Origin of the sequence: Gordonia insulae, assembly GCF_003855095.1 — a bacterium.
Lineage (GTDB): Bacteria > Actinomycetota > Actinomycetes > Mycobacteriales > Mycobacteriaceae > Gordonia > Gordonia insulae.
Map to the genome: position 1 here is coordinate 4,296,954 of NZ_CP033972.1, position 20,503 is coordinate 4,317,456.

Here is a 20,503-nt window from a genome sequence, read left to right on the forward strand (position 1 = left end):
CTACCGCCAGGAGCATCCGTGACGGAACCGATTCCGGAGACCGCCCGTCCACTCGACGCGGACGAACGTGCCGAACTCGAGCGCCTGCGTGCGCAGGTCGCCGAGCAGGCGTCGACCCGTGCCGAGCGGTCGGGAAATCGTATGCTGTGGCGCCGGATCGGCGCGGGAGTGCTCGTTCTCCTCGTCGCGCTGCTGACGCTGGCGTCGGTGACCACGAGATATGTGCGCAGTGAGATCCTCGACTCCGACCACTATCTCGCCACCGTGACGCCGTTGGCGTCCGATCCGGCGGTGCAGCGCGAGGTCTCGGACACGGTGGCCGAACAGATCGATGCCCAGGTCGACATCCAGGGGATCACCGCGTCGGCGTTGCAACAACTCGTCGACCTCACGCCTGCCGAACGTCCCCGCCTGGACCAGGCCGTCGTCGGGTTGGCGCCGGTCATCGCCGCGCAAGCACAGTCCCTGATCCATCAGACCGTCACCGAGTTCGTGCAATCGGATGCGTTCAAGGATCTGTGGGTGACCGCGAATCGTGGCGCGCACCAGGCGATGGTCGCGGCGGTCACCGGTGATACCCAGCGCGGTGCAGTGCAGGTCGACACGAACAGCGGCACGGTCAGCATCCAGTTGGGCCCCGTCATCGCACAGGTCAAACAGCGGCTCGTCGACCGCGGGCTGAGTTTTGCCGACAACATCCCGCAGGTGAACAAGGAGTTTGTCGTCTTCGAGTCGGCCGATCTGGCCAAGGCGCAGCGCGCGGTGAACGCGCTGGACAAGATCGCGAGCATCCTGCCGTGGCTCGCCATCGCCGCCGCGCTCGGGGCCATCGGGATCATCGGACGGGGCCGGCGTCTGCGGATGCTGTCGATCGTCGGTGTCGCGATCGTGCTGAGCATGCTGCTGCTGGCCATCGCCATCCTCATCGGCCGCGCCGTCTATCTGAATCAGCTGCCTCCCGACGTGCTGGCACCCGATGCGGCGCAGGCGATCTTCGACACCATCATCGGCCCGCTGCGATTCGCGTTGCGTGCGGTCGCCGTCCTCGGGCTGGTGATCGCACTGGTCGCCTTCTTCGCCGGCGGGTCGAGATCCGCGACGGCCGTGCGTCGCGGATTCGGGCGAGGTGTCGGGGCCCTCGATGCCCGTCGCTCGCAGCGCCTGCCGAACGCGTTCGAGCGGGTGCTGTGGCAGGCACGGATACCGGCTCGGATCGCGGTCGTCGCGGTCGCCGCCATCGTGCTGATGTTCTGGCCCTACCCGACCGGTCTCGTCGTCATCTGGATCGTCGTCCTGTGCTGCCTGGTGCTGGTCGCGATGGAGATCGCGATGCGACCGGCCAGGCGTGAACCCGGGTCCCCGGACGAGGCGCCCGACGAACCGGCAGCGGAACACGCTGCCGTGCCGTCCGGCGACTCGGGAGAGCAGCACACGCCCGCCTGAGTGCGGGTGCCGTCCGCTCTCAGCCGCCGGAGCGCCCCGCAGAGCCGTCGTCGCGGCGCTCACGTCGCCGCGCGATCCCCCGGGTGATGACCTCGTCGGATTCGGGGTGTGCGCTGCTGCGGACGACGGGGTGTCCGATGACAGCCCGTCGGTGCACGCGTCCGCCGCGATGGGGCATCTGCCGACCTCCTGTCGTTCGGTCGACGTGCTACGTCGCACGTCGGATCCTGGGGTTCTGCTGATCGTGCCCGACGGCGAGTCGTCTGTCGTCATACCCGCCGGATGAACGACATGCGGATGCCGCCGGATCGCCTACTATTCTCGCAGGTGCCCCGAACCCGCTTCGGGGTGTAGAGATGGGTTCAGCAGTGAGCGCGTCGGTCGGCCACCTTTCGCCGGGTTCCCGCCTGCGCATTTCCCGCCCCGATGTTCCTCCCGGCTATGTGCGCCTCCAACGCGTCGACGACGCGCTCGCGAGCTGCCGTCCCGGCGACGTCACCGTGCTGACCGCAGGTCCCGGGTACGGAAAAACACTGGCAGTCGCCGCCTGGACCCGATTCGGTCGACTCGGCGGTCCCGTCGCCTGGCTCGCGGCCGAGGAGGCGAGCGGCCTCCGGTCGTTCTGGGCGGACATGCTGGGTGCGCTGGCGGTCGCCGACGCGATCCCGCCGAACAGCGCGTTGCGGGAGATCGTTCCCGGCGCCGGCTTCGATTACCCCGAGGTCGAACTCATCATCGCGGGATTCGCGGATTCGCCCTCCCCGATCACGATGGTCGTCGACGATCTGCACCTGGTCTCCGACCGCGCGGTTCTCGACTCCATCCGCCACCTGATCGAACATCAACCCGCTCAGCTGCGGTTGATCCTGATCACCCGGACCGCGGCCGATCTGCGGCTGGAGAAGCTGAGACTGGACGGGCGGCTGACCGAGATCACCGCCGATCAGCTGGTGTTGACCCGCGACGAGACGAACGAGCTCTGCACCAGGGCCGGGGCCACTGTCACCGACGGTGAACTCGACGGCCTCCTCGAGCGAACCCAGGGGTGGCCTGCCGGAGTCCGTCTGGCCCTGCTGAGTGCGCGCGATGGTGACGTCCATCGCGGTCTGCACCGGTTCGGTGGCCGCAACGAACATGTCGCGGCCTACCTCCTGGAGGAGGTGCTGGAGAATCTGGCGCCGACCGACCGAAAGTTCCTGCTGTCCACCAGCATCGTCGATCTGGTGACGCCGGGACTCGCCCGCGCGCTGACGGGCCGCTCGGACAGCCGGCAGGTACTGGACGACCTCGTGGTGAACAACGCACTGACGGTGCGGCTGTCCGACCGGCCCGACTGGTACGCCTTCCACCCCTTGCTGCGCGAACTGCTGGTCGATCGGCTCAGTGCCGAGAGCCCGGATGCGCCAAGCGATCTCCACTGTCGGGCGGCGGCATGGTTCGCCGATACCGGCGATCCCATCTCCGCACTGCGGCATTACGGCTGTGCGGGTGAGTGGACGAAGGTCGTCGAACTGCTCACCACGGTCGCTCTTCCGCTGGTGCTGTCGACACAGGCCCCGGCCCTGGCCACCGCCCTGGCGCCGACCGATGCGCAGACGGCGCGCAGGCCGACCGCCGACACCATGCTCGCCTCCGCCATCGTCGCGTTCCACAACAGCGACTACGACGGCATGTTCCGCAACGCAGGCGATGCCGAACGGGTGCTCGGAGCGGGCTCGTCACCCCCACCGCTCGCCACTCGGATCGTGCTCGTCTTGACGAAGATGGTCCGGGCGCGACAGCGGGATCTCGCCGGCCTCGTCGAGTGGTGTGACGAGATCATCGCACTCGCTGCCGAGGCATCCCGGACGGAGATCCCGGCGGCGGTGGCGTACACACTGATCGCGCGGAACAACCGTGCGATCGGACTCTTCCATCGTGGTGAGATCTCCTCGGCAGCAATAGAACTGGACTCCAGTCGCCAGAGTGCGGAGAGTCTCGGCCTGCCGCTGATGGCCATGGCGGCCGGCACGTACCTGGCGCTCGTCGACCTCACCGAGGGCGCGCTCCCCGACGTCCGGCGGCGTACCGCAGCCATCGCCGAGCTCGCCGAACGCCGCGGCTGGGCTCGTCAGCCGCAGGCGATGGCGCTCTACGCCGCCGCGGCACTCATGCATGTCGAGTGCCACGAACTCGAGGCGGCCGAGCGCGCGATCGCCGCCGGCCGCAAGGCAGTCGAGCTGGGCTCCGACACCGGGGCGTGGCTGATCGTCGAGATCGCGGCCGTCGGAGTCGCTGTCGTGCGTGGAGATGTGTTCGCCGCGCGTGCCGCCCGCAGCCGGCTCGAAGCAGCGCGTCAGGTGAGTGGACCGCTTCCGGCACTGCTGGACACCTGGTATCGCGTCGCCTGTACCGAGGTGCGCATCCTGGGCGGTGACGCCGACGACGTCATCGCCGAGTCGGGTGAGGACGATGTCGGCGACACCTACTCGCTCGCACTGATGCGGGTCAGCCTGGCGAAGGCGTACCTCGCCGCCGGCCGGCCGGCCGATGCGATCGACGTGCTGGGACGCGCGAGTACGTTCGCGCCCTATCGATTGCAGGCCGTCGAGGCGGCGATCCTGTCGGCGGTCGCGGCGGCCAGGTTGCACCGCGAGTCGGTAGCCCTCGAACGTCTGCACGACGCGGTGCGGCTGGCGGCCCCGATCGGGCACATCCGGCCGTTCGTCACCGCCGGACCGTCGGTCAGCGGGTTGCTCGTCCGCCATCAGCAGGTGTCGGAGGAGCACCGGGCGTTCGTCCAGCAGGTGTTCGAGGCCTGCGGCGGCCCGCCCGCCGCGGAGGACTGGGCACCGGTGGACCCGCTCACGGATCGTGAGCTGGTGGTCCTGCGCTACCTACCGACGATGTACAAGGCGTCGGAGATCGCCGCCGACCTGTTCGTGTCGGTCAACACGATCAAGACCCATCAGCAGTCGATCTATCGGAAGCTCGGCGTATCCACGCGCCGCGATGCGGTGGACCGGGCACGCGAACACAATTTGATCTGAGGTGGCGGATCGCCGGCAGTGACGTCGATCGATCAGTGGTCGTCGGCCTCGAGGGTCGCCACGATGGCCTGCGTCGGGATGCGACCCTGCGCCACCAGGCGCGCCCCCGATGATGCGGCCGCGCAGGCAAATCGTCGGGCGCACAGGTATTCCCAGATGATCACCACCGCCGACCGGCCGGGCGCGACGGCTGCTGCCACATTCTCGATGTCCTCGAGGGCCAGGATCTCGGCCACCGAACCGCGGAGCGCGTCGAGTCCCGGATCGCCGATCTCCTCGAGCTCTGTCACGGCAACCGCCCCCGAATCGTCCCGGCGGACGATGAGCAGATCGAGGACACGCACGGTGCCGCCGTCCACCAGTCCGGTGAGCTCGGCGCACATGACATCGGTGAGAGACGTTGTGCCGTCCGGCAGCTCGACGACGAGGTAGTCGATGGGACCAGGTTCGGTCGCGTCGGCCATCCCGACCTCCTCGCCGGTGAAGTGATCCATCGTCGTCGCCTTCCACTGTCGTGTGACAGCGCGACGATGTCCTCATCCGGAAAGGGTGATTGCGTTGTCGACGTGTGGGCGTGCCCTTACCCGAGACAGGGGAATGGGCCGGGACCAGGCCGCGAGGATCACCCGCAGAACTCTGGTACCCGGCCCACACCTGAACACGGTGCATCGGGGGTCACCCGACCATCGTGGGTCTACCGGCGCGGCCGCCTGTGACGGGCTGTTCGCGCCGAGTGGTTTTGGCGCACTGAATAGTGGTGGTGCGCAGGAAGGTTGGTGCTACGGCGCCCAGGTGCGTGGTGCCGCGCCGGCCTCGACCTGATCGGCCGGGGCCGCGACGCGGGATGCACGGTTGACCGCCGAGACGACCGCCCGCAGGCTGGCCGTGGTGATCGACGACGCGATGCCGACTCCCCACACCGTCTCGCCGTTCACCTCGGTCTCGACGTAGGCCGCGGCACTCGCGTCACCGCCGGCCGTGAGGGCGTGCTCGCTGTAGTCGAGGACACGGACCTCGTAGCCGACCGTCGACAGCGCATCGACGAACGCCGCGAGCGGACCGTTGCCGCTCCCACCGATCTCGCGCTCGACACCGTCGACCTTCACGACCGCGGTGATGTGGTCCTCGCCGCCGTCCACCTCGGCGGCGTCCACCTTCTGGCGCATGCGCTCGAGCGGTCGGATCGGGTTCAGGTACTCGTCGGCGAACACGTCCCACATGTCCTTGGGCGACACCTCGCCACCCTCGCCGTCGGTGATCTTCTGGATCTCGCGGCTGAATTCGATCTGCAGGCGTCGCGGCAGGTTCATGCCGTGGTCGGCCTTCATGATGTAGGCGACCCCGCCCTTGCCGGACTGGCTGTTGACCCGGATGACGGCCTCGTAGTTGCGGCCGACGTCCTTGGGGTCGATGGGCAGGTATGGGACCTGCCAGACGATGTCGTCGACGTCCGAATCCGATGCATCCGCGTCGAACTTCATCTGGTCGAGTCCCTTGTTGATCGCATCCTGGTGGCTGCCGGAGAACGCGGTGTAGACCAGGTCGCCGCCGTAGGGGTGACGCTCCGGGACGTTCAGCTGGTTGCAGTACTCCACCGTGCGACGGATCTCGTCGATGTCGGAGAAGCTGATCTGCGGGTCCACGCCACGGCTGAAGAGGTTCATACCCAGGGTCACCAGGCAGACGTTGCCGGTGCGCTCGCCGTTGCCGAAGAGGCAACCCTCGATGCGGTCGGCGCCGGCCTGGTAGCCGAGTTCGGCTGCGGCCACGGCGGTTCCGCGATCGTTGTGCGGGTGCAGGCTCAGGATGATCGAGTCGCGGCGCGCCAGGTTGCGGTGCATCCACTCGATCGAGTCGGCGTACACGTTCGGCGTCGCCATCTCGACTGTCGCGGGCAGGTTGATGATCATCGGGTTGTCCGGTGTGGGAGCGATGATCTCGGTGACCGCGTCGCAGACGTGCTTGGCGTAGCTCAGCTCGGTGCCGGTGTAGGACTCCGGCGAGTACTCGTAACGCCACTGCGTATCCGGGTACTTCGCCTGCTCGACGAGGACCTTGTGTGCGGCGTCGGTGGCGATCTTCGTGATCGCGTCCTTGTCGGCGCGGAACACGACGCGGCGTTGGAGCACCGACGTCGAGTTGTAGAAGTGCACGATCACGCGGTTGGCGCCCCGGCACGAGTCGAAGGTGCGCTCGATCAGCTCGTCGCGACACTGGGTGAGGACCTGGATGGTGACGTCGTCGGGGATCGCGCCGTCCTCGATGATCTCGCGGACGAAGTCGTAGTCGGTCTGACTGGCCGACGGGAAGCCGACCTCGATCTCCTTGTAGCCCATGCGGACCAGGAGGTCGAACATGCGACGCTTGCGGGCCGGACTCATCGGGTCGATCAGGGCCTGGTTGCCGTCACGCAGGTCGACCGCACCCCACATGGGGGCGCTGGTGATGATCTTGTCGGGCCAGGTGCGGTCGGGGACCGAGACGGTCTCGACCTCGTCGGCGAACTGGCGGTAACGGTGTACCGGCATCGCCGAACTGCGTTGGGTGTTCCACGAGGGCTGGCCGGGAGGGATCGGGCCGGACGGCTCTACGATGCGGCTCGCGCCCGAGGTGAAGGTGTCTGCTGGTGCCATGAGAGGTCATTCTCCGGGGTCGAAAGATGTCGATGGAAGAAGATGACCGGCGCGTGAAAAGGCCCCGCGACGGAGAGCCGGTCGATCAGACCCCGCCGCGGCAACCGAGAAGGAGCGCACGCTGCATGCCCTGGACTGTACCCCCGCGCATATCGGGGATCAAATGCCTCTCGGCTGCTGCTCACGGCGTGTAGCGCAACCAATCGACGGTCATCGTCGCCGGACTGGGGGTACCGCCGTCGGTGGCGCCGGGCCAGTTCCCGCCGACCGCGAGGTTCAGCAGCACGTACATCGGCTTGGCGAACACCCACTGTTCGGTGGCGGCGAGTGATGACCGGTTCAGGGTATAGACGCGGGCTCCGTTGAACGAGAAGGAGATCGACGTCGGGGTCTTGGTCACCGAGTACGTGTGGAACTGTGCGGGGTCGATCGGCGAGATGTCGTGACCGTATTTCCATCGACCGTTCAGTCCGTCCGGCAGGGGGATCATGCCGGGCAGGATGTCGCGCAGGGAACCGAGGTCGGCGGAACCGTTGCCCGCCCCGGTGGGGCCGTGCACGCCGACGTGGACGAAGTCCGTGGAGTTGAGGGATTCGGCGATGTCGACCTCGCCGGAGGCCGGGAAGCCCACCGAATCGATGTCGGTGCCGAGGAGCCAGAAACCGGCGTGCATGCCCTGCCCGCGCGGCATGGCGATCCTCGCCGACAGCGTGCCGTAGGTGAACGCGAACGTGCCCTTGGTGGTCAGTCGTGCGGATGTCCAGCCGCTGTCCGCGCCGCGTCGGGCCTCGATCAGCAGATTGCCGTTGCCGTCCAGTCGTGAGTTGGCGCGCTGGTTGGTGTAGACCTGCTGCTCGTTGTTGCCCCACCCTCCGCCGCCGACCTCGTGTTGCCACACGCCGCCGATCGACCCCGCGGCGCGGTTGAACTCGTCGCTGAAGGCGGTGTCCGCGGCACGTGCGGGTCCGGGTGCGGTGAGCGCGACGGCGATGCCGGACGCGATGGTGACGGCGACGGCGACCCTGAACAACCGGCCCCGATGGCGGAATATCTGCACGTCAACGGTGTAGCACAGCGCATACCCTCGGGTACATGCCGCGGCGGCGCGGCCTGGCGGCCTCCCTGGGCGATTCGTCGCGAATGTGAGGAAATTCTCAGTTCTGCACCAGCATGGACGTCCCGTGCAGGCTGGCCCCGATGTGGGTCAGATGATCCAATGGACACATGGGTCACGGGGAATCCACGCCGGCCGTCGCAGTGGTGGTACCGGCATTCAACGAGGAGAACTACATCGGGGCGACGCTCGACGCGTTGCGCGAACAGGAGTTCGACGACGTCGTCCATCGCGAGGTCCTGTGCGGATTCCGCGTCATCGTCGTCGACAACAACAGCACGGATCGGACCGCGGAGATCGTCCGCACCGTCGGTGCCCGGTCGCCGGTGCCGATCGAGGTGATCGACGAGACCGAGGCGGGTACCGGTTGTGCCGCGGACACCGGTTTCCGCCACGCCATCGATGCGGGCGCGGTCTACGTGGCGCGCACCGACGCCGACACTGTGCCCGCATCGGATTGGCTGGCGAATCTGCTGGTGCCGTTGCTCGCCGGGAAGCGCCTGGTGGGTGGCCGGGTCCGCGCGCGAACCGAGCAGGGGGCATCCGCGCGGGTGTTCAACGCGGCGGGGCACCTGTGGCGGCTGGGTCATGCGGCCGAGTGGTGGCGCACACGGCATGAGCCCGACGAGCTGCGGCGCAGTTTCGCCGTCGTCGGCAACAACCTCGCGATCGACGCCGAGATGTACGAGCAGTGCGGCGGCTTTCCCCGGACGGCGATCGGGGAGGCCGACGAGGATCAGGTTCTCCAGCAACGGGTGCGCGCGATCGCCGGCGCCCGTGCCATCACGCTGCGCAAGCAGGCGATCGTCCACACGTCGTTGCGTCGCCTCGAGGCCTACGGGACCACGGGATTCGTGAATTGGTACCGGTCCGACGACCGGTCCGCGCTGGGCCGGCAGGCCGACGTTCGCTGAGTGGTGCCGACACCGGCTCCGGAGATTCGGGCATGCGTGTACATTTCCGGCAAAATGGTCGCTGACCTGCATCAATGGCTGGTGAAATATTGGGCTGATTCTCAGTCGGTTCACATCTGCGGTGGATAGCTTTCCCGGGGTGTCGGCGTGGTCGGCACGTTCGGTATCGCGGCGGCAGTCGCCGTCCGACGGTCAGAAAGGTATGTCCATGGACTTCACCGCCCGCTTCACCCGCAGGGTCGTCTGCAGCATCGCCGGTGCCGGGATCGCGTCGGCGATCGCCGTCGGCGGCGTCGCCACCGCTGCCCCCGCCCCGGCGCCCCATGCGCAGGTTCCGGGCACCCAGTGCTCGGTCGCCCAGGTCGAACGCGCGCTCGCCAAGGAGGATCCCGCGCTCGCCAAGCGGATCGAGCAGAACCCGAAGATGAAGAAGCACTTCGAGTCCGCGCTGACGATGACCAGGGCGCAGAAACAGGCCAAGCGCGCCGAGTTCCGCAAGAATCACCCGGCCGAGGCGGCGATCGTCCGGTTCGCCCGGGACCATCACCTCACCAAGCCGGAGATGGCCCACGCGCGCGACGCGGTCAAGAAGGCCAAGATGACCTGCGAACAGTACTGAGATCGGTCAGGTCTGCTCGAACGGCCGGCCCCAGCTCCCGCTGAACGCGACCTCGTCCAGCGGGAGCCGGGTACGGGGGCGTTCGTCGCGTTCACGGATCTCCGGCGCAACGGCGGCCGGGTCCGCGAGCACACCAACACCCAGTAGCACCAGTGGGCGTCGGTCGTCGGGGACGGCGAACAACTCGCGTGCCCGATCCGGATCGAATCCGGCCATCGGATGCCCGTTGAAGCCCAGCGCCTGCGCCTGCAGGATCATCTGGGCCGTGGCGAGCCCGGTGTCGACGGCCGCGTAGGTACGGGCCTTCTCGTCGTCGGGTTCGCTTGCGGTGCACAGCAGGACGAGGGCGGCCGATGCCGGCGCCCACCCCGCGTTGCCGCGGGTGAGCGTTCGTGTCAGCGCGCCGAAGGTGTCGTCGCCGCGCAGCCCCACGATGAATCGGACCGGTTGGACCCGACCCCACGTGGGTGCCCAGCGGCCCGCATCCAGGATGCTGACGAGGTCGGCTCGATCGATGGTGGCGGCGGGGTCGTAGCCGCGTGCGCTCCAGCGCTGTTCGATGAGTTCATGCACAGGGTCAACGTTAGTGGTGGACGTCCTGGTGGCGGACTCCGTCGGCGGGCCGGTCCCGCATCACGAATGTCAGCACCACCGCGAGCACCGCGAGCGTGATCACCGCAGCGAGGGATGCGGCGTGCATTCCGTCGACGAACGCCGTTCGCGCGGCATCCGCCAATCCGGTTCCGCCGTCGCCCATCTCGAGTGCGCGATGCAGCGTCTCACCGAGTGTGTCCCCGAACGTCCAGCCGCCGTTGCTCTCCCGGAACACCAGTGTGGCGAGCGATCCGAGCAACGCCAGACCCAGCGCGGTGCCGAGTTCGAAGCTCGTCTCGGAGATGCCCGATGCGGCACCCGACCGTTCCACCGGGACCGATCCGACGACGACGTCGGAGACCAGGCTGAACTGGATGCCGTAGCCGATGCCCGCGATCGAGGTGAAGACGAGATAGACCCACAGCGGGCTCGACGTGGTGAGTGCCAGCAACCCCAGGTTGCCCACGGCGGCGAGCAGGACCGATCCGACGAAGGACGCGCGCAGCCCGATCGCGCCGACGACGCGGGACGCGCCGATGGAGAAGGCGGCGACGGCGATGGCCATCGGCAGACCGGCGAGCGCGGCCGAGAGCACGTCGAAGCCGCGGACCGACTGCAGGTAGACGCCGGTGAGGTACGACATCCCGCCGAGCGCCATCATGCCGACGAGTGCCACCGTGACAGCGGCGCTGAACTGCGGATTCCGGAAGAGCGCGAGGTCGAGGAGCGGGGCGGTCGCCCGGCGTTGATGTGCCAGGAACGCCGCGAGCATCACCACACCGAAGACGCCGATCGCGGCGACCGACCCGGTGACGCCCTCCGACGCCATCGTCTTGACGGCGTAGACCAGCGGCAGGATGCCCGCCATCGAGAGGACCACGCCGACGACGTCGAAGCGTGAGGTGTTCGGAGCCCGGTACTCGGGGACCAGGCGTGGGCCGGCGATGAACAGCACGGCCAGCACGGGCACGTTGATGAGGAACACGACACCCCACCAGAAGTGGTGCAGCAGAACGCCACCGATCACCGGGCCGAGCGCGCTGCCGCCGGCGAAGGCCGCCGTCCAGACGCCGATCGCCTTGGCGCGATCGCGAGCGTCGGGGAACATGTTGGCGATCAGCGACAGGCTCGACGGCATGAGCGTCGCGCCGCCGACACCCATCAGGGCGCGCGCGGCGATGAGGATCGCGGCGTTCGGCGCGAACGCGGCGATGACCGAGGCGATGCCGAAGAGTGCGGCACCGGCGAGCAGGATGCGCCGACGTCCGACGCGGTCGCCGACGTTGCCCATCGTGATGAGCAGACCCGCGATGAGGAAGCCGTAGATGTCGAGGATCCACAGTTGCTGGGCCGCCGACGGCGCCAGCGCGTCGGTGATCGCCGGGATCGCCAGATAGAGGACCGAGAAGTCCATCGACACCAGCAGCACCGGCAGTGTCAGGACGGCGAGTCCCCACCACATGCGTCGGTCGGCGCCCGAGGAGTTCTCGGAACGCTGATCGGACGACGGGGTGAGGGTGGACATGACGGACTCTCCTGAAGCGCTGGTGCGAACGACGACGTCGGCGCGGCGGCTCCCGGGCCGCGTACGCCGTACGCGTTTGACGGTACGAGAATGGGTACGCTGTACGCAACCGAATTATTCCCGCTGCTCAGCCGCCGCGGGTCGGACGGATTCGTGGAATCCGGGAGGGAGGGGCCGTTGTCTCCGGCCGAGAAACCTGCCGAGGGTGCCCGGCTCACCCTCGCCGCGATCGTCGACGCGGCCATCGAGGTCGCCGACCGCGACGGCATCGGTGCACTCTCCATGCGCCGGATCGCCGACGAACTCGGCGTCGGGGCCATGTCGCTGTATCGGCACGTCGATGACAAGGACGCCCTGCTCCAGGAGATGTCGGAGGAGATCGGCCGACGGTTCCCCTACCCGGTCGACGACCCGGAACCGATGTCGTGGCGTGACCGCGTGCGGGTCATCGTCGACATCGACTGGGAGCTCTACCGGCGGCATCCGTGGGTGGTGCTGGCCTACTCGTCGCCGCGGCACAGCTTCGGTGACGAATCGCTGCGGTGTCTGGACTGGTTCGCCGCGGGCTTCCTGGAACTCGGGGTCGACCTCGAGGAGGCGACCGGTATGGCACTCACGGTCTGGAGTCATGTGCACGGCGTCGCGCTGGTCGCGGTCAGCGACGACCTGCTCCGCGCCGAGAAGCCGTCGGAGCGGCCGGACGGGCTCGAAGACCTGATCGAGGGTCGCGGAAAGGCGTTCGCGCCACACCTCTCACAGCTCGCCGGCAGCGCCCGCGCGACCCGGCTGGTGGATCCCCGGGCCCGCCTCGACGACGGGATCGGCTACCTGTGTGCGGGCTTCGCGGCCTCACTCGACCAGCGGCGGCTCACATCGCGTGCGGATACACCGTGAGCATGTGTGCGCCGAACCATGCGCTCCCGACGACGACCGGGACCAACGTCGCGAGGGCCACCGATCGTCGCCATCGGGCCAGCACCATCGCCACCGGGATCAGCAGGACGAATGCCGGCAGCAGTAGACGAGCGCGGCTCATCATCAGTCCGCTGGACAGCACGATCGACGCGACCACCAGCGTCCCGTAGAGCAGCACCGGCCACGGCAGTCGCGACCACACCGCGAGACCCAACATCACCAGCGTGGACAGGATGATCCAGGCCGAGGCGACCGGCGCCACCTCGCCCGAATGCACCAGGGCCTCGTTGACGAAGGTGAAGGTCGCCCGACCCCAGTCGAACTCGGTGCCCCAGCCTTCGGTCTGGATGCGGAACCAACCGGTCGGTGAGCCGGTGTGCGCCCACACCACGGCGAGGTATCCGAGGTAGCCGAGGGGACTGAGCACCACCGCGGCCCACGCGCGCCACCCGTCGCGACGGGCGAGGATCGCCGCCAGCATCACCACCGCGATCAGGACCACCGCCGTCGGCCGGCTCGCTCCGGCCAGCAATGCGCAGAACCCGGCGAGCAGCCAGTTCCGCTCCAGGATGCCGACCAGTGCCCACACCGCGAGCGTGCAGAACAGCGCCTCGGTGTAGGCCATGTTGAGCACGATCGACATCGGCGTGGCGGCGAACAGGGCCACCAGGTACAGGCCGGTTCGATGGGGATCGACCCGGCCGATGGGAGAACGCTGCGCCATCAGGCGCGCGCACAATGCGCCCAGCCGCGCCGCACCGACGGCCGCGATGCAGCCCAGCACGAGGTTCACCGTGAGCGCCGCGCCATACGGCGTGATCAGGGGGAGTTTCGCGACCGCACCGACGAGCAGGGGATAGCCGGGGAAGAAGGCGTAGGCGGTGTCGGCGGTGTGCAGACCGCGGGCGTCGGTCTGGGTGAACGGGACGTCGGCGTACCCGTATTCGGCGATGGCGACCATCCACTTGCCGTCCCAGAGCCAGAGTGCGTCGCCGACGGTGGTGTCGCGCAGCTGGGCGAAACGGGCCAGGACCAGGATGCCGACCGCGCGGATGGCCAGGAAGACGAGGATCGGCTCGAGCCAGGGGCGCAGTCGGTGCCCGAGGCCGGTGGGGGTGGTCGATGGCCTGGCCGATGCGGTGGCGGAGTCGCGGACCGCGTCGCGCTCACCGGGTCGGCGGGTGCGGCGTCGCGGCACGCGATCGTCGTCGTGTGCGGTCGCGCCGACGTCGGTTCCGGTGGCCACCTGAGCGATGGTAGGTCGCGTCGGGGGTCGCGACCACCACATCGGTCGGCCGCGGCGGCCCGCGTCACTGCTTGTCGATGTGACTTGTCATCGAATGCCGGGAAAAGGCGTCGCAGATTGTGCGCGATGTCACGTCCGTCGAGGCCGTCGATTCGGGCAGCCAGGGCGCCGACGGTAAGGTGATGCGGCGAAGGTCGCCCCGCACTCGTTCACACTGTGGTGCCGGGAACTGGGGCGATGCGAATCAGACAACCCCGGAAGGTGGTTCGACGTGGCACTCGTGGTGCAGAAGTACGGCGGTTCGTCGGTCGGCACGGCCGAGCGGATTCGTCGTGTCGCCGAGCGCATCGTCGAGACCAAGAAGCAGGGCAACGACGTGGTCGTGGTGGTGTCGGCGATGGGTGACACCACCGACGAACTGCTCGACCTGGCTCAGCAGGTCAACCCGACGCCGCCGCCGCGCGAGATGGACATGCTGCTGACGTCGGGCGAACGGATCTCCAACGCCCTGGTCGCGATGGCCATCAGCTCGCTCGGCGCCCAGGCGCAGTCGTTCACCGGCTCGCAGGCCGGCGTGATCACGACCAGCAGTCACGGCAAGGCCAAGATCATCGACGTGACGCCCGGACGTGTCCGCAGCGCCCTCGACGACGGGAAGATCGTGCTGGTCGCCGGTTTCCAGGGCGTGGCACAGGACACCAAGGACATCACGACCCTCGGCCGTGGTGGTTCCGACACCACCGCCGTCGCGCTCGCCGCAGCGCTCAAGGCCGACGTCTGCGAGATCTACACCGACGTCGACGGCATCTACAGTGCCGACCCGCGCATCGTGCCCGACGCGAAGCGCCTCGAGACCGTCTCCTTCGAGGAGATGCTGGAGATGGCGGCCTGCGGCGCGAAGGTGCTCATGCTGCGGTGCGTCGAATACGCACGCCGCTACAACGTTCCCGTTCACGTGCGCTCGTCGTACTCGACCAAGCCCGGCACCATGGTGGCCGGATCGATGGAGGACATCCCCGTGGAAGAAGCCATTCTCACCGGAGTCGCACACGATCGCAGCGAGGCCAAGATCACCGTCGTCGGCCTCTCCGATCAGCCGGGTTACGCCGCCAAGGTGTTCCGCGCGGTCGCCGACGCCGAGATCAACATCGACATGGTGCTGCAGAACATCTCCAAGGTGGAGACCGGCAAGACCGACATCACCTTCACCCTGCCGCGCGAACTCGGCCCGGTCGGCATGGAGAAGCTCGCCAAGCTGCAGACCGAGATCGGCTTCACCGATCTGCTGTACGACGACCACATCGGCAAGGTGTCGCTCGTCGGCGCCGGTATGAAGAGCCATCCGGGCGTCACCGCGACGTTCTGTGAGGCGCTGAGCGAGGCGGGCATCAACATCGAACTCATCTCCACCTCGGAGATCCGGATCTCGGTGCTGTGCCGCGACAGCGAACTCGACGACGCGGTGCGCGCACTGCACCAGGCATTCGATCTCGGTGGCGACGAAGAAGCCGTTGTCTATGCGGGAACGGGGCGATAGACCATGGGTGTGCGAATCGGAGTGGTGGGGGCGACCGGGCAGGTCGGCGGTGTCATGCGGAACCTGTTGGCCGAACGCAAGTTCCCCGCCGACGAGGTGCGGTTCTTCGCGTCGTCGCGCTCGGCGGGTCGCAAGCTGCCGTGGGGTGATGGCGAGATCGTCGTCGAGGATGCCGCCACCGCAGATCCCAGCGGTCTCGACATCGCGCTGTTCTCCGCGGGCGGAACCATGTCCAAGGAGCAGGCCCCGCGGTTCGCCGCGGCAGGCGTGACGGTCATCGACAACTCGTCGGCGTGGCGCAAGGACCCCGACGTCCCGCTGGTCGTCTCCGAGGTCAACGGCGAGCTCGCGCAGAATCCGCCCAAGGGCATCATCGCGAACCCCAACTGCACCACCATGGCCGCGATGCCGGTGCTCAAGCCGCTGCACGACGAGGCCGGACTGGTGCGTCTCATCGTGTCGAGCTATCAGGCGGTGTCGGGCAGTGGGCTCGCCGGCGTCGAGGAACTCGCAAGCGAGGTGCGTGCCGGGATCGACGACGCCGAGAAGCTCGTCTACGACGGCTCGGCCGTGACCTTCCCGCCGCCCGACAAGTATGTCGCGCCGATCGCGTTCAACGTGCTGCCGCTGGCCGGTGCGCTCGTCGACGACGGCTCCGGTGAGACCGACGAAGATCAGAAGCTGCGCAACGAATCCCGCAAGATCCTCGGGTTGCCCGAGCTGCTGGTGAGTGGCACCTGTGTGCGCGTGCCGGTGTTCACCGGGCACTCGCTGTCGATCAACGCCGAGTTCGCGAACCCGTTGTCGGTGCAGCGCGCACAGGAGATCCTCGCCGCCGCTGCCGGGGTCGAACTGACCGACGTGCCGACCCCGCTCGCCGCGGCTGGCCAGGACAACTCGCTCGTGGGCCGCATCCGGCAGGATCCGGGTGTGCCCGACGGCCATGGACTCGCACTCTTCGTGTCGGGGGACAACCTCCGAAAGGGCGCTGCGCTCAACACGATTCAGATTGCCGAACTGATCGCCCGGTGACAAGCGCGATTGCTGACCGGGTCGGCCACTACTACCGGATCGACGACACCTACCGGGTGGGTCGTGAGAAGGTCCGCGAATACGCCCGTGCGGTTCAGGACCATCATCCCGCGCACCGGGACGAATCGGCTGCGACGGCGCTGGGGCACTCGGGTCTGGTTGCGCCACTGACGTTCACGGCGATTCCGGCGATGGCGGCCAACCGTGTGCTGTTCGAGTCGGTCGTGGTGGGATACGAGACGTTCGTACAGACCGAGCAGGTCTTCGAGCAACACCGCCCGATCGTCGCCGGCGACGAACTGAGCGCCGACGTGGAACTCTCCTCGGTGCGGCGGGTGGCGGGCCGGGACCTGATCACGGTCACCAACACGTTCACCGATGCGCAGGGCGAGGTCGTGCATGCCATGCACACGACCGTCGTCGGGGTCACCGCCGACGAGGTGGATCCGTCGATCGCGGCGGCGGTGCGAAACGTCATGGTGCACGATGTGAACGTCATGTCCCCGGACGAGGCCCATGCGGACTACCGCAAGACCGTCCGTCCCGCGGACGCCCCACAGGCCACCGGCGGCACCGTTCGACAGTCCGCCACGACAGTGCGTTTCGACGATCTGTCGGTCGGCGACGAGTTGCCGGTCCGACATGCCCGGCTGTCCCGGGGTGACCTCGTCAACTACGCGGGGGTCTCCGGCGACGGCAACCCGATCCACTGGGACGAGTCGCTCGCCAAGCTGGCGGGGCTGCCCGATGTGATCGCACACGGCATGCTCACCATGGGTCTCGGCGCCGGTTTCGTCTCGGCGTGGTCGGGCGACCCGGGTGCCGTCACCCGCTATTCGGTGCGGCTCTCGCAGGTGGCCGTGGTTTCCGCGGCAGAGGGCGGCGACATCGAGTTCAGCGGCCGGATCAAGTCGCTGGATCCCGAGACACGTAGCGGCACCGTCATCATCGTCGCGAAGTCGGGTGGCCGAAAGATCTTCGGTCTCGCCACGATGCACATTCGCTTCAGCTGACCGCCGGCCGGGCGCCGGGGCTACTCCTCGGCGACTGCGGTCGCGGCCTCCGCGATGATCGCCCGCATCGCCGTCTCCGCGGCGACGGGATCCCCCAGCCGTATCGCACGGGCGACATCATCGTGCAGCGCAATCGCTTTCGGGTTGGGCCGATCCGGCATCATGCCGTGATGGGTGCGGCCCGCGAGCACCTCGTGGACCACCTCGGCCAGCGCCCGGAACATCTCGTTGCCGCTCGACTCGAGTAGCGTGCGGTGGAACACCTTGTCGGCCAACAGATATGCCTCCAGGTCCACGCTACGTCCGTGTACGGCCATGTCCGACACCGCGGCTGCGAGGATGCGGCACTGATGCTCGTCGGCGCGTTCGGCGGCCAGGGCCGCCGCGACCGGTTCGAATCCGCGCCGCAGCTCGGACAACGTGAGCAGGAATTCGGTGCGGCCGTCGCCGTCGAGTCGCCACCGGATCAGTCGGGGGTCGAAGACGCTCCATTTCGTGCGCGGCTGGATCGTGATGCCGACGCGCCGTCGTGAGGCGACCAATCCCATCGACTCCAGCACGCGGATCACCTCGCGGGCCACGGTGCGGGACACCCCGTGTTCGGTGCAGATGCCGTCGAGCGTCAGCACGCTGCCGACGGGTTGCTCCCCGGAGACGATGCGCCGTCCGATCGTGCTGAGGACCTGGTCGTGCAGCTCGCCCACCGCCGGTGTGTCCTGACTCACCCATTCATCTTCTCATTGATGCGCGAATCTGCCGAATAAACGTATGTATGACAACGGAGCCTTGCAAAAGTATGACTATTGAGGCACTCTGTGTGACCAGCAGCACAGAAGGGTAAGGAAGTCTCATGAGCTCACCAGCCACAAACCCCGTCGCTTCGCCCGCCCCGGTGGTCGTGATGGGCGTGTCGGGATCCGGGAAGTCGACGGTGGGCGCAGCGCTGGCCCAGCGTCTGCGCGTCCCGTTCGCCGATGCCGACGATTTTCATTCTGCGGAGAACATCGCCAAGATGTCCGCCGGTCAGCCGCTCGACGACGACGATCGTCGTCCCTGGCTGGACTCGATCGGTGCCTGGCTCGCCGGCCATGCCGACGGCGGGGTGGTGAGTTGCTCGGCCCTCAAGCACATGTATCGCGATCAGCTGCGTGCCCACGCCCCGACGGTGCGGTTCGCCCACCTCGACGGACCGATGGAGGTGATCGCCCGACGGCAGGCCTCGCGACCCGGCCATTTCATGCCGACGGCGCTGCTCGAGTCGCAGTTCGAGACCCTCGAGCGGCTGGCTCCGGATGAGCACGGTGTGGTGGTCGACGTGGACCAGAGCATCGACGCGATCGTCGACGAGGTCGCTCGTGCGCTCGGAGAGGTGAAGTGATGACCTTCTCGACCGCTCCGACGGTGGCGATGCTCGCCGCCGACACCGAACTCCCCGAACCCGTCGCCGGCGGCGGTCAGCTCGTCCTGGCAGCGCTCGCCGGTATCGCGGTCATCGTTCTCGCGATCACCGTCGCCAAGGTCCACCCCTTCCTCGCCCTCATCGGCGGTGGCGCGACGGTGGGCATCGTTGCGGGCGAATCGATCCCGACGGTGCTCGAGTCGTTCACCGAGGGCTTCGGCGCCACCGCGGCGGGCGTCGGCATCCTCATCGCGCTCGGTGCGATGTTCGCCAAATTACTCGCGGACTCCGGCGGTGCCGACGAGATCGTCGACACCATCGTCGGGCACGCCTCGCCGCGGATGTTGCCGTGGGCGATGGCCCTGGTCGGCGCGATCATCGGCCTACCGATGTTCTTCGAGATCGGCCTCGTCCTGCTGATGCCGGTCATCTACCTCGTCGCGCGACGATCGGGTCTCGGCCTCATCACCATCGGTATCCCGGCGCTCGCCGGGCTCTCCGCGATGCACGGCTTCGTGCCGCCGCACCCGGGGCCGTTGGTGGCCATCGACGCGCTCGGCGCCGACCTCGGCACCACACTCGCTCTCGGTGTGCTCGTGGCGATCCCGACGATCGTCGTCTCCGGCCCGTTGTTCGGCAAGCTCGCCGGCAAGTGGGTCACCGTGCCGATCCCGGACACCTTCGACGCCGATCCCGCGGACGGAACCACCACCCGCCGCCCGAGTTTCGCGATCACGATGTTCAGCGTGCTGCTCCCGGTGGTGCTCATGCTGGGCAAGGCGCTCGCCGAGATCTTCATCGACGACGAGGACGCCGCGGTGCGACGGGTGCTGGACATCCTCGGCACCCCGCTGATCGCGCTGCTGATCGCGGTCGTCGTCGCCATGTTCACCCTGGGCCGCGGGTCCGGTATGGACCGCGCGACGATCTCCAAGTGCACCGGCGCCGCACTCCCGGCGATCGCGGGCATCCTGCTGATCGTCGCGGCCGGTGGCGGGTTCAAGCAGGTCCTGGTGGACACCGGCATCGGCACGCTGCTCGCCGACTGGGCCAGCGATGCCAACATCTCGGTGCTCCTGCTGGCCTGGGTACTGGCCGCCCTGATCCGTCTGGCCACCGGATCGGCAACGGTCGCCACCATCACGGCGTCGTCGCTGATGCTCGGCCTCGTCGACGGTCTGAGTTCCGGCGAGATCTCGCTGGTGGTCCTGGCGATCGGCGCCGGCTCGGTGTTCCTCTCGCACGTCAACGACGCCGGGTTCTGGCTGGTCAAGGAGTATTTCGGCATGAGTGTCGGGCAGACCTTCAAGACCTGGTCGGCGATGGAGACGGTGTTGTCGGTGAGCGGACTGGTGGTGGTTCTGCTACTGGGCCTGGTCATCTGACGAGCCCGCAGAGATGACCCCGGTCACCTGACCAAGTTACTGTGCGGTAGCTTACCTCTGCATGAGACAAAGTTGGGGGATCCTCTCAATCGATTCGGCGCGCTG

The 20,503-nt window shown here is 68.0% G+C and carries 18 protein-coding genes; 10 read left to right on the top strand and 8 right to left on the bottom strand.

Annotated features, from left to right (window positions below; translation table 11 throughout):
- The first annotated feature begins 18 nt into the window (after positions 1-18).
- Positions 19-1,443: a hypothetical protein gene (locus tag D7316_RS19580; protein ID WP_124709742.1), complete on the top strand. Its 1,425-nt coding sequence runs from the start codon at positions 19-21 to the stop codon at positions 1,441-1,443.
- A gap of 19 nt (positions 1,444-1,462) precedes the next feature.
- Here D7316_RS19580 and D7316_RS27195 read toward each other — a convergent pair whose 3' ends face one another.
- Positions 1,463-1,621, bottom strand: coding sequence for a hypothetical protein (locus D7316_RS27195; RefSeq protein ID WP_164473821.1), 159 nt, complete (start codon positions 1,619-1,621; stop codon positions 1,463-1,465).
- A gap of 178 nt (positions 1,622-1,799) precedes the next feature.
- Here D7316_RS27195 and D7316_RS19585 point away from each other — a divergent pair, with 178 nt between their 5' ends.
- Positions 1,800-4,472 carry a LuxR C-terminal-related transcriptional regulator gene (locus D7316_RS19585; RefSeq protein ID WP_124709743.1) on the top strand — a complete coding sequence of 891 codons (2,673 nt, stop codon included), beginning with the start codon at positions 1,800-1,802 and terminating at the stop codon, positions 4,470-4,472.
- Positions 4,473-4,504: 32 nt separating this feature from the next.
- Here D7316_RS19585 and D7316_RS19590 read toward each other — a convergent pair whose 3' ends face one another.
- The 3 genes from D7316_RS19590 to D7316_RS19600 form a co-directional block, all read right to left on the bottom strand.
- Positions 4,505-4,966: a DUF6325 family protein gene (locus D7316_RS19590; RefSeq protein WP_124709744.1), complete on the bottom strand. Its 462-nt coding sequence runs from the start codon at positions 4,964-4,966 to the stop codon at positions 4,505-4,507.
- A gap of 285 nt (positions 4,967-5,251) precedes the next feature.
- On the bottom strand, positions 5,252-7,105 hold the full coding sequence (gene leuA / locus D7316_RS19595) for a 2-isopropylmalate synthase (RefSeq protein WP_124709745.1): 1,854 nt from the start codon (positions 7,103-7,105) through the stop codon (positions 5,252-5,254).
- A gap of 181 nt (positions 7,106-7,286) precedes the next feature.
- Complete coding sequence (locus tag D7316_RS19600) at positions 7,287-8,162, bottom strand: glycoside hydrolase family 16 protein (protein ID WP_232016986.1); 876 nt, start codon at positions 8,160-8,162, stop codon at positions 7,287-7,289.
- A gap of 167 nt (positions 8,163-8,329) precedes the next feature.
- Between D7316_RS19600 and D7316_RS19605 the strand changes: the two genes are divergently transcribed.
- Both D7316_RS19605 and D7316_RS19610 read left to right on the top strand, forming a co-directional pair.
- Positions 8,330-9,133: a glycosyltransferase gene (locus D7316_RS19605; RefSeq protein ID WP_124709747.1), complete on the top strand. Its 804-nt coding sequence runs from the start codon at positions 8,330-8,332 to the stop codon at positions 9,131-9,133.
- Between the two features lie 208 nt (positions 9,134-9,341).
- Complete coding sequence (locus D7316_RS19610; RefSeq protein WP_232016987.1) at positions 9,342-9,752, top strand: hemophore-related protein; 411 nt, start codon at positions 9,342-9,344, stop codon at positions 9,750-9,752.
- 6 nt (positions 9,753-9,758) lie between these two features.
- Here D7316_RS19610 and D7316_RS19615 read toward each other — a convergent pair whose 3' ends face one another.
- Positions 9,759-10,325: a nitroreductase family protein gene (locus tag D7316_RS19615; RefSeq protein ID WP_124709749.1), complete on the bottom strand. Its 567-nt coding sequence runs from the start codon at positions 10,323-10,325 to the stop codon at positions 9,759-9,761.
- Positions 10,326-10,335: 10 nt separating this feature from the next.
- Positions 10,336-11,871: an MFS transporter gene (locus D7316_RS19620; protein ID WP_124709750.1), complete on the bottom strand. Its 1,536-nt coding sequence runs from the start codon at positions 11,869-11,871 to the stop codon at positions 10,336-10,338.
- 90 nt (positions 11,872-11,961) lie between these two features.
- Between D7316_RS19620 and D7316_RS19625 the strand changes: the two genes are divergently transcribed.
- The gene (locus D7316_RS19625; protein WP_124709751.1) at positions 11,962-12,765 is read left to right on the top strand and encodes a TetR/AcrR family transcriptional regulator; all 804 of its coding nucleotides are present in this window, start codon (positions 11,962-11,964) and stop codon (positions 12,763-12,765) included.
- Here the strand turns inward: D7316_RS19625 and D7316_RS19630 are convergent.
- The gene (locus tag D7316_RS19630; RefSeq protein ID WP_232016988.1) at positions 12,740-14,032 is read right to left on the bottom strand and encodes a hypothetical protein; all 1,293 of its coding nucleotides are present in this window, start codon (positions 14,030-14,032) and stop codon (positions 12,740-12,742) included. The two genes, D7316_RS19625 and D7316_RS19630, sit on opposite strands and share 26 nt — an antisense overlap.
- A 271-nt stretch (positions 14,033-14,303) precedes the next feature.
- On the opposite strand from D7316_RS19630, the gene D7316_RS19635 reads away from it, so the two are divergent.
- Genes D7316_RS19635 through D7316_RS19645 form a run of 3 tightly spaced genes read left to right on the top strand, consistent with a single transcriptional unit; the run spans position 14,304 to position 17,614 of the window.
- Positions 14,304-15,569, top strand: a complete 1,266-nt coding sequence (locus D7316_RS19635) for an aspartate kinase (RefSeq protein WP_124709752.1) — start codon at positions 14,304-14,306, stop codon at positions 15,567-15,569.
- A 3-nt stretch (positions 15,570-15,572) separates the two neighbouring features.
- Complete coding sequence (locus D7316_RS19640; RefSeq protein ID WP_124709753.1) at positions 15,573-16,601, top strand: aspartate-semialdehyde dehydrogenase; 1,029 nt, start codon at positions 15,573-15,575, stop codon at positions 16,599-16,601.
- Positions 16,598-17,614: a fused (3R)-hydroxyacyl-ACP dehydratase subunits HadA/HadB gene (locus D7316_RS19645; RefSeq protein ID WP_124709754.1), complete on the top strand. Its 1,017-nt coding sequence runs from the start codon at positions 16,598-16,600 to the stop codon at positions 17,612-17,614. The genes D7316_RS19640 and D7316_RS19645 overlap by 4 nt, the downstream gene beginning before the upstream one ends.
- Positions 17,615-17,634: 20 nt before the next feature.
- Here the strand turns inward: D7316_RS19645 and D7316_RS19650 are convergent, their stop codons facing one another.
- A complete protein-coding gene (locus D7316_RS19650) occupies positions 17,635-18,339 on the bottom strand; it encodes a FadR/GntR family transcriptional regulator (RefSeq protein WP_124709755.1) in 705 nt (234 codons plus the stop codon).
- A gap of 125 nt (positions 18,340-18,464) precedes the next feature.
- Here D7316_RS19650 and D7316_RS19655 point away from each other — a divergent pair, with 125 nt between their 5' ends.
- Positions 18,465-18,992: a gluconokinase gene (locus tag D7316_RS19655; RefSeq protein ID WP_124709756.1), complete on the top strand. Its 528-nt coding sequence runs from the start codon at positions 18,465-18,467 to the stop codon at positions 18,990-18,992.
- Positions 18,992-20,398 carry a GntP family permease gene (locus D7316_RS19660; protein WP_164473822.1) on the top strand — a complete coding sequence of 469 codons (1,407 nt, stop codon included), beginning with the start codon at positions 18,992-18,994 and terminating at the stop codon, positions 20,396-20,398. Before D7316_RS19655 ends, D7316_RS19660 begins: the two co-directional genes overlap by 1 nt.
- The last annotated feature ends 105 nt before the right edge of the window (positions 20,399-20,503 follow it).